The sequence below is a fragment of the uncultured Thiocystis sp. genome, assembly GCF_903866365.1.
In the GTDB taxonomy this organism is placed as follows: Bacteria; Pseudomonadota; Gammaproteobacteria; order Chromatiales; family Chromatiaceae; genus Chromatium.
Window position 1 is genome coordinate 1 of record NZ_CAIPNF010000379.1, and the last position, 4,750, is coordinate 4,750.

6 protein-coding genes and 1 pseudogene are annotated in these 4,750 nt (G+C 59.6%); 5 read left to right on the forward strand and 2 right to left on the reverse strand.

Going from position 1 to position 4,750, the window contains the following annotated elements:
* Positions 1-213 precede the first annotated feature (213 nt).
* Positions 214-733, reverse strand: a pseudogene (locus tag QZY07_RS21210) (PD-(D/E)XK nuclease family transposase); the annotation flags it as partial.
* Between the two features lie 221 nt (positions 734-954).
* Between QZY07_RS21210 and QZY07_RS21215 the strand changes: the two are divergent.
* Together QZY07_RS21215 and QZY07_RS21220 are read left to right on the forward strand one after the other, a co-directional pair.
* Positions 955-1,134, forward strand: a complete 180-nt coding sequence (locus tag QZY07_RS21215; protein WP_295407054.1) for a type II toxin-antitoxin system RelE/ParE family toxin — start codon at positions 955-957, stop codon at positions 1,132-1,134.
* Positions 1,124-1,435 (forward strand): helix-turn-helix transcriptional regulator, encoded by a 312-nt coding sequence (locus tag QZY07_RS21220; RefSeq protein ID WP_295407057.1) that lies wholly within the window; start codon positions 1,124-1,126, stop codon positions 1,433-1,435. Before QZY07_RS21215 ends, QZY07_RS21220 begins: the two co-directional genes overlap by 11 nt.
* A gap of 260 nt (positions 1,436-1,695) precedes the next feature.
* On the opposite strand, the gene QZY07_RS21225 is transcribed toward QZY07_RS21220, so the two are convergent.
* Positions 1,696-2,247 carry a Uma2 family endonuclease gene (locus tag QZY07_RS21225; protein WP_295407059.1) on the reverse strand — a complete coding sequence of 184 codons (552 nt, stop codon included), beginning with the start codon at positions 2,245-2,247 and terminating at the stop codon, positions 1,696-1,698.
* A gap of 478 nt (positions 2,248-2,725) precedes the next feature.
* On the opposite strand from QZY07_RS21225, the gene QZY07_RS21230 reads away from it, so the two are divergent.
* The 3 genes from QZY07_RS21230 (at position 2,726) to QZY07_RS21240 (ending at position 4,069) form a co-directional block, all read left to right on the forward strand.
* Entirely contained in the window at positions 2,726-2,950 is a 225-nt protein-coding gene (locus QZY07_RS21230) for an AbrB/MazE/SpoVT family DNA-binding domain-containing protein (protein ID WP_295407061.1), read from the forward strand.
* 35 nt (positions 2,951-2,985) lie between these two features.
* Positions 2,986-3,396, forward strand: coding sequence for a putative toxin-antitoxin system toxin component, PIN family (locus QZY07_RS21235; protein WP_295407063.1), 411 nt, complete (start codon positions 2,986-2,988; stop codon positions 3,394-3,396).
* A gap of 322 nt (positions 3,397-3,718) precedes the next feature.
* Positions 3,719-4,069 carry a DUF3368 domain-containing protein gene (locus tag QZY07_RS21240; protein ID WP_295407064.1) on the forward strand — a complete coding sequence of 117 codons (351 nt, stop codon included), beginning with the start codon at positions 3,719-3,721 and terminating at the stop codon, positions 4,067-4,069.
* Positions 4,070-4,750: the final 681 nt, after the last annotated feature.

Genomic DNA, 4,750 nt, shown 5'->3' on the forward strand with positions numbered 1-4,750 from the left:
TCAAATCCGCGCGAGAGCTCCTTCGGGGCAGATCCGGGAAGAGGGCACAGGTCGACGATGATCGCCTCGATGCCTACCGCCGTTTCGCCGGCCTGGAGACGTCAGGGAGACCGCAAGAACTCGCCGCATCAGCTCCAAACAATCCGCATGAGCCGGCTTGCAACGGATAGCTGAAAATAAGATCTGGACTCAATTTTACCCGAAACGCTGGAATCACCTAAGGTGGCAGGCGGTTTCCTGGGCGACCGCCAAGCGGCTTTTCTGCATCCCGATCTGCTCGCCCTCTTCTCGTCCCTCCTCCCGCGCCTCTTTCAGCAAGGACGCCTCGTCGCGCAGCGCCCGCTCGCGCACGAACGCCAGCCGTCGCGCCTCGTCGTCGGCGCTCAGCCGACGCACCCGATTTAGCGCCTCGCGGATCGGCGCATGCTCGATCTCGGCCATGGTTTTCTCCTCTTGCCAGTGCTCGAAAAAACTCACCCAGTCACGCAAGGGACCCGATGCCTGTTGCACGCGGTCTGCCTTTTTCAATTCGATCAAGGTGAGTTGGAGTCGGTTCCCGAGCGTCACCTGGGGCTGACGCGCGTCGCGCATCTCGAAGCGCCACACCGCTTGCGCGCGCTGTTCGGACGTGGCGGTGAAAAGGTCGAAGTCCAGGAGGTGGATCCCGACCGCTGCGGCGCAGGGTGTCGTCGTCTTCGCCCGACGCCAGTTGCTGGGCCAGCATCCGTGCCAACAGCCGGCGTCATACCGTGGTCACTCTACCCACCTTGCTCAAAGTTAGCGTGCGCGCTAACATTGTGGACATGAACTGGACTGTCAGTTATTTCAACGAGCGCGTACAGCGGGAGATCACCGAGTGGCCGGTCGGCATCTATGCTGACTTCCTTCGCCTTGTCTTCTTGATGGAGGAGCACGGCGCCGACCTGCGGCTACCGCATTCCCGCGCCTTGGGCGATGGCCTCTTTAGAACTGCGCTGCACAGGCGAGGAAGGCATTGGCCGAGCGTTCTACTGCACGATGGTCGGACGTCAGATCGTCATTCTGCACAGCTTCATCAAGAAAACGCAGGAAACGCCCGCCCGTGAATTGAAGACGGCCCGCACACGACTGAAGGAGGTCAACCATGGAGACTGAGCAATTCAAGCCGGTGCGCCTTGACGCCAAGGCGGAACTTGCCCGTGCCATGCAACAGCCGGGATTCAAGGCCGCCTGGGAGGGGCTGGAAGAAGAGTACTCGGCACTCAGCGAACTGGTCCGAGCGCGTCAGCAGGCCGGTCTGACCCAAGAGGAAGTTGCTGCCCGCATGGGCACGACCAAGAGCGCCGTCTCGCGCCTGGAGGCGTCGATCCGCAGCGAAAACCACTCTCCCTCGTTCGCCACGCTGCGCAAGTACGCGCACGCCTGCGGCAAGCGGTTGGTCATCACGCTGGTCTGATGTCTGATGTCTGATGTCTGATGAGCCGGATCCGCATCGCCTACCCTTCCAACCGTGGCGTGACCCGGCCAGTCCCCCGTTTTCCCGAAGGCGTTCAAAGGTCAGACGTTGGTGCGTGGGTTCGGTGGGTTTCGTGACCAGCCGGCATCCGTGCCAACATTCAGTGTGGTGCCGTGGTCACTCTACCCATCCTTGCTACCTGGCTGAGTTCGAGCGGGCGAGGTTTGAAAATCGCCAACGAGCGACCCATAGCGGTCGGTTCATCCGCCGCCAAGCAGGGCATCCAGATCCAGCTCGATGGCCTCGAAGGGCGGGATGCGAGCGCGCCCGCTCCCTTCGAGCGTCGCGATTGCGCACCAATCACCGTCGCTGAGCCTGTAGGCGACCAGCCGCCGTACCTCGGGCCAGATCAGCCAGTAGTCGGGTACGCAATGTCGCTTAAGCAGCAGCGGCAGGACCAGGGTGTCTTTTTTCTCGTGTCCAGGCGAGACGATCTCGCAAACCCAGTCCGGCGGCAGGTCGATGACGCCTTCGGGGGGCCGGGGCAGCCGCTCCCGGCGCCAACCGGCGAGGTCATGCGACGGGCATTCGTGGATCTCGTAGGCGACGCTGACCTCGGTGGCGAACCACCAGCCGCCGCCATTTCCCTCGCCCTCGTCGAAAGGCCCGAGTGTGAGCGCCGTGCGATTCTGCGCGCGACCGTGAGCAAACCGCGCCATTGGGCGGCGCACGATGTCTCCGCCGATCAGTTCCACCCGCTCATCCGGTGACAGGAGCAGATCGTCGAGGGTCTTGAGCTTCAGAGCCTCCATCGAACGCCTCCGGCAATGGATCGAAAGGCGGGTATAGTCGCGCAACCGGACCACTGAATTCAACCCAAAACGCTCCCAGCCTGCCCTGAGCGAAGTTGAAGGATGCCCCGAAGGCGTTCAAGGATGACAGCGTTGGCGCATGGTTCGGTGGGTTTCGTGATCAGCCGGCATCCGTGCCATTTGCGAGGGAGTAAGGTACGCGATGCGTACCCTACCCGGCTAAATTCGACTTACGCACAATCCGTGCCGATCACTATTGGTGGGTTTCGTGACCGGCGGGCGACCGTACCCAGTCTTCAATGGCGTACCGCGGTCACTCTACCCACCCCACCTTGCTACCCGGCTCAATCTAATGGGACGAGGCGGTCGTCTGCCCGGATCAGATGGCATCAATCGGACGGGATCGCACACTTATATCCTTGTGCATTTTGCAGGTCACCGCTAGAGTAAGAATTCCTTACTTCATGGATTCATTCCAATGCTGGCCAAGCTGACATCGAAGAATCAGCTCACATTGCCCAAGGCCATCACCGAGGCGGTCGGTGCTACCGACTATTTCGAGGTGGAAGCCCGCAATGGTCAAATCGTCTTGACACCGGTGCGTATCCAGCGTGCGGATGCGGTGCGGGCCAAGCTGGCCGAGCTCGATCTCACGGAAAAGGATATCGGGGAGGCCGTGAAGTGGGCGCGTCAAACCGGGTAAAAACGGACAGCGCGCTCAGTCGAGTCCCACGCGTCGTGCTGGACACGAACCTGGTCCTTTCGGCCCTGGTGTTCGGTGGCGGCATCCTTGGCGCCTTGCGTGTCGCGTGGCAAGCGTCTCGGTTCCAGCCTCTGGTCTCGACATCGACGGTCGCGGAACTGCTACGTGTCCTGGAGTATCCGAAATTCAAGCTGTCATCCACAGAGCGAGAGGAACTCCTCGCCGACTATCTGCCCTGGTGCGAAACGGTGAAGATCCCCGATCCACCGCCCGCAACCCCGACCTGTCGTGATCCTTGCGATCAGCCCTTCCTGCAACTCGCCATCGCCGGCAAAGCGCAATTCCTCATCACAGGCGATGCAGACCTGCTGGACTTGGCGGAAGCGTTTAGCCAACCGATCGTCACTGCGGCCCAATTTTTCGACATTCTGGAGCGAATGAACTGATCGACCGAGATCGACGCCATCGGGAAATTAAGGTGGCACGCCCCCGGTTTCCCGCAAAGGTCAGAAGTTGGTGCGTTGGTTCGGTGGGTTTCGTGACCAATCAGCATCCGTGCCAACGATCGGCGTCATACCGTGGTCACTCTACCCACCCGACCTTGCTTGCTTAACTTAATGCGTCGGATCTCGGTTCCACAAAACAGAAATGCTGCTGGATTCCCCCGCAGACCCGGTGCGACGAGTGTCTCCGAGCGTCGATTACTGGCAAGGACTTTGAACCCTCGCTCTATCCACGCTCAGAAATTCGGGCTCTGCGTGCTCCATCATGCTGATTTCGCTAACATATAAATACTCCCTAATATTACCATTTCTTGATGCGGATTGCCCTGGAAAGCGTGGTCGTTATTCGATCATGAGGATCTGTGCAATGGGAGACCTGACCCCTAGGCCCTTGGCGAGCGTGGAGCCGGTGCTTGTGCTGATGGACGAAAGGGCGGGCCGGGCGATCGCGAGCGAGCACGGCTTGCGCGTGGCCGGCACGGCGGCGGTGATTGGCATGGCCAAATCAAAAGGCTTGATTCCATCGGCGCGGGAGGTCTTTGCGCGCTTGCACGCCTCCGATTTTCGGATTTCGGCCAAGGTGATCGAAACGCTGTTACGGCGCGTGGGTGAATGAGCCGCCCGCACCGTCCAGCCGCCCGCGTAGCCCGCGTAGGGCGAAACTCCGACAGGAGGTTCCGCCGATTGACCTCGGTTCACCTCAGCCGCTCTGCCAAGATTGCGCACAAAAGAAGCACGGAAAACGATTCGATGATGCATTATTCGTAGGATGGGACGGCTTCCCCGGTTCACTCTTCATAAATTCCCTTTATCGCAATCCCTTGTCAATCCCTGGGAACAGAACATACAAGGATGGGTAGAGCGCAGCGAAACCCATCATTCCTAATGCCGACATTTCAGGATTGCGCAAATGACGAATCCTTTGGGTTTTTCAATGGCGAAAAATGACAATATCTGCCTCAGTGGGTTGATGGGTTTCGTGACCAATGAGCGTTTGCGCTAATGGCTCAGCGTAGTGCCGTGGTCACTCTACCCATCCTACCTGGCTGGACCAGATCGGCAGTGAAGAGGTTGAAACCCTGAGAGTCTGTTCAGAAAGTTTATCTAATGAAATTAGATTGTTGCAGTTTGACTTACAGGGTGGTGCCTTTCGATGATGTATCCTAACAGGGCCGAGCACCAAACTGATCGATCTTGTCCCAGAACTGCGTCCAGCGCCCCGTGGATTGCACGAGCGCGCGCAGGCTCAAGACAATCTTGGCGCCCTGGTGTTTCCAGCGCATCCCCGCACCACAGA

Excerpts from the sequence above, each read along its gene's own strand:
- QZY07_RS21215 (WP_295407054.1), top strand. The coding sequence starts at position 955 with ATGGCCTCTTTAGAACTGCGCTGCACAGGCGAGGAAGGCATTGGCCGA.
- QZY07_RS21220 (WP_295407057.1), top strand. The coding sequence starts at position 1,124 with ATGGAGACTGAGCAATTCAAGCCGGTGCGCCTTGACGCCAAGGCGGAA.
- QZY07_RS21225 (WP_295407059.1), bottom strand. The coding sequence starts at position 2,247 with ATGGAGGCTCTGAAGCTCAAGACCCTCGACGATCTGCTCCTGTCACCG.
- QZY07_RS21230 (WP_295407061.1), top strand. The coding sequence starts at position 2,726 with ATGCTGGCCAAGCTGACATCGAAGAATCAGCTCACATTGCCCAAGGCC.
- QZY07_RS21240 (WP_295407064.1), top strand. The coding sequence starts at position 3,719 with ATGCTGATTTCGCTAACATATAAATACTCCCTAATATTACCATTTCTT.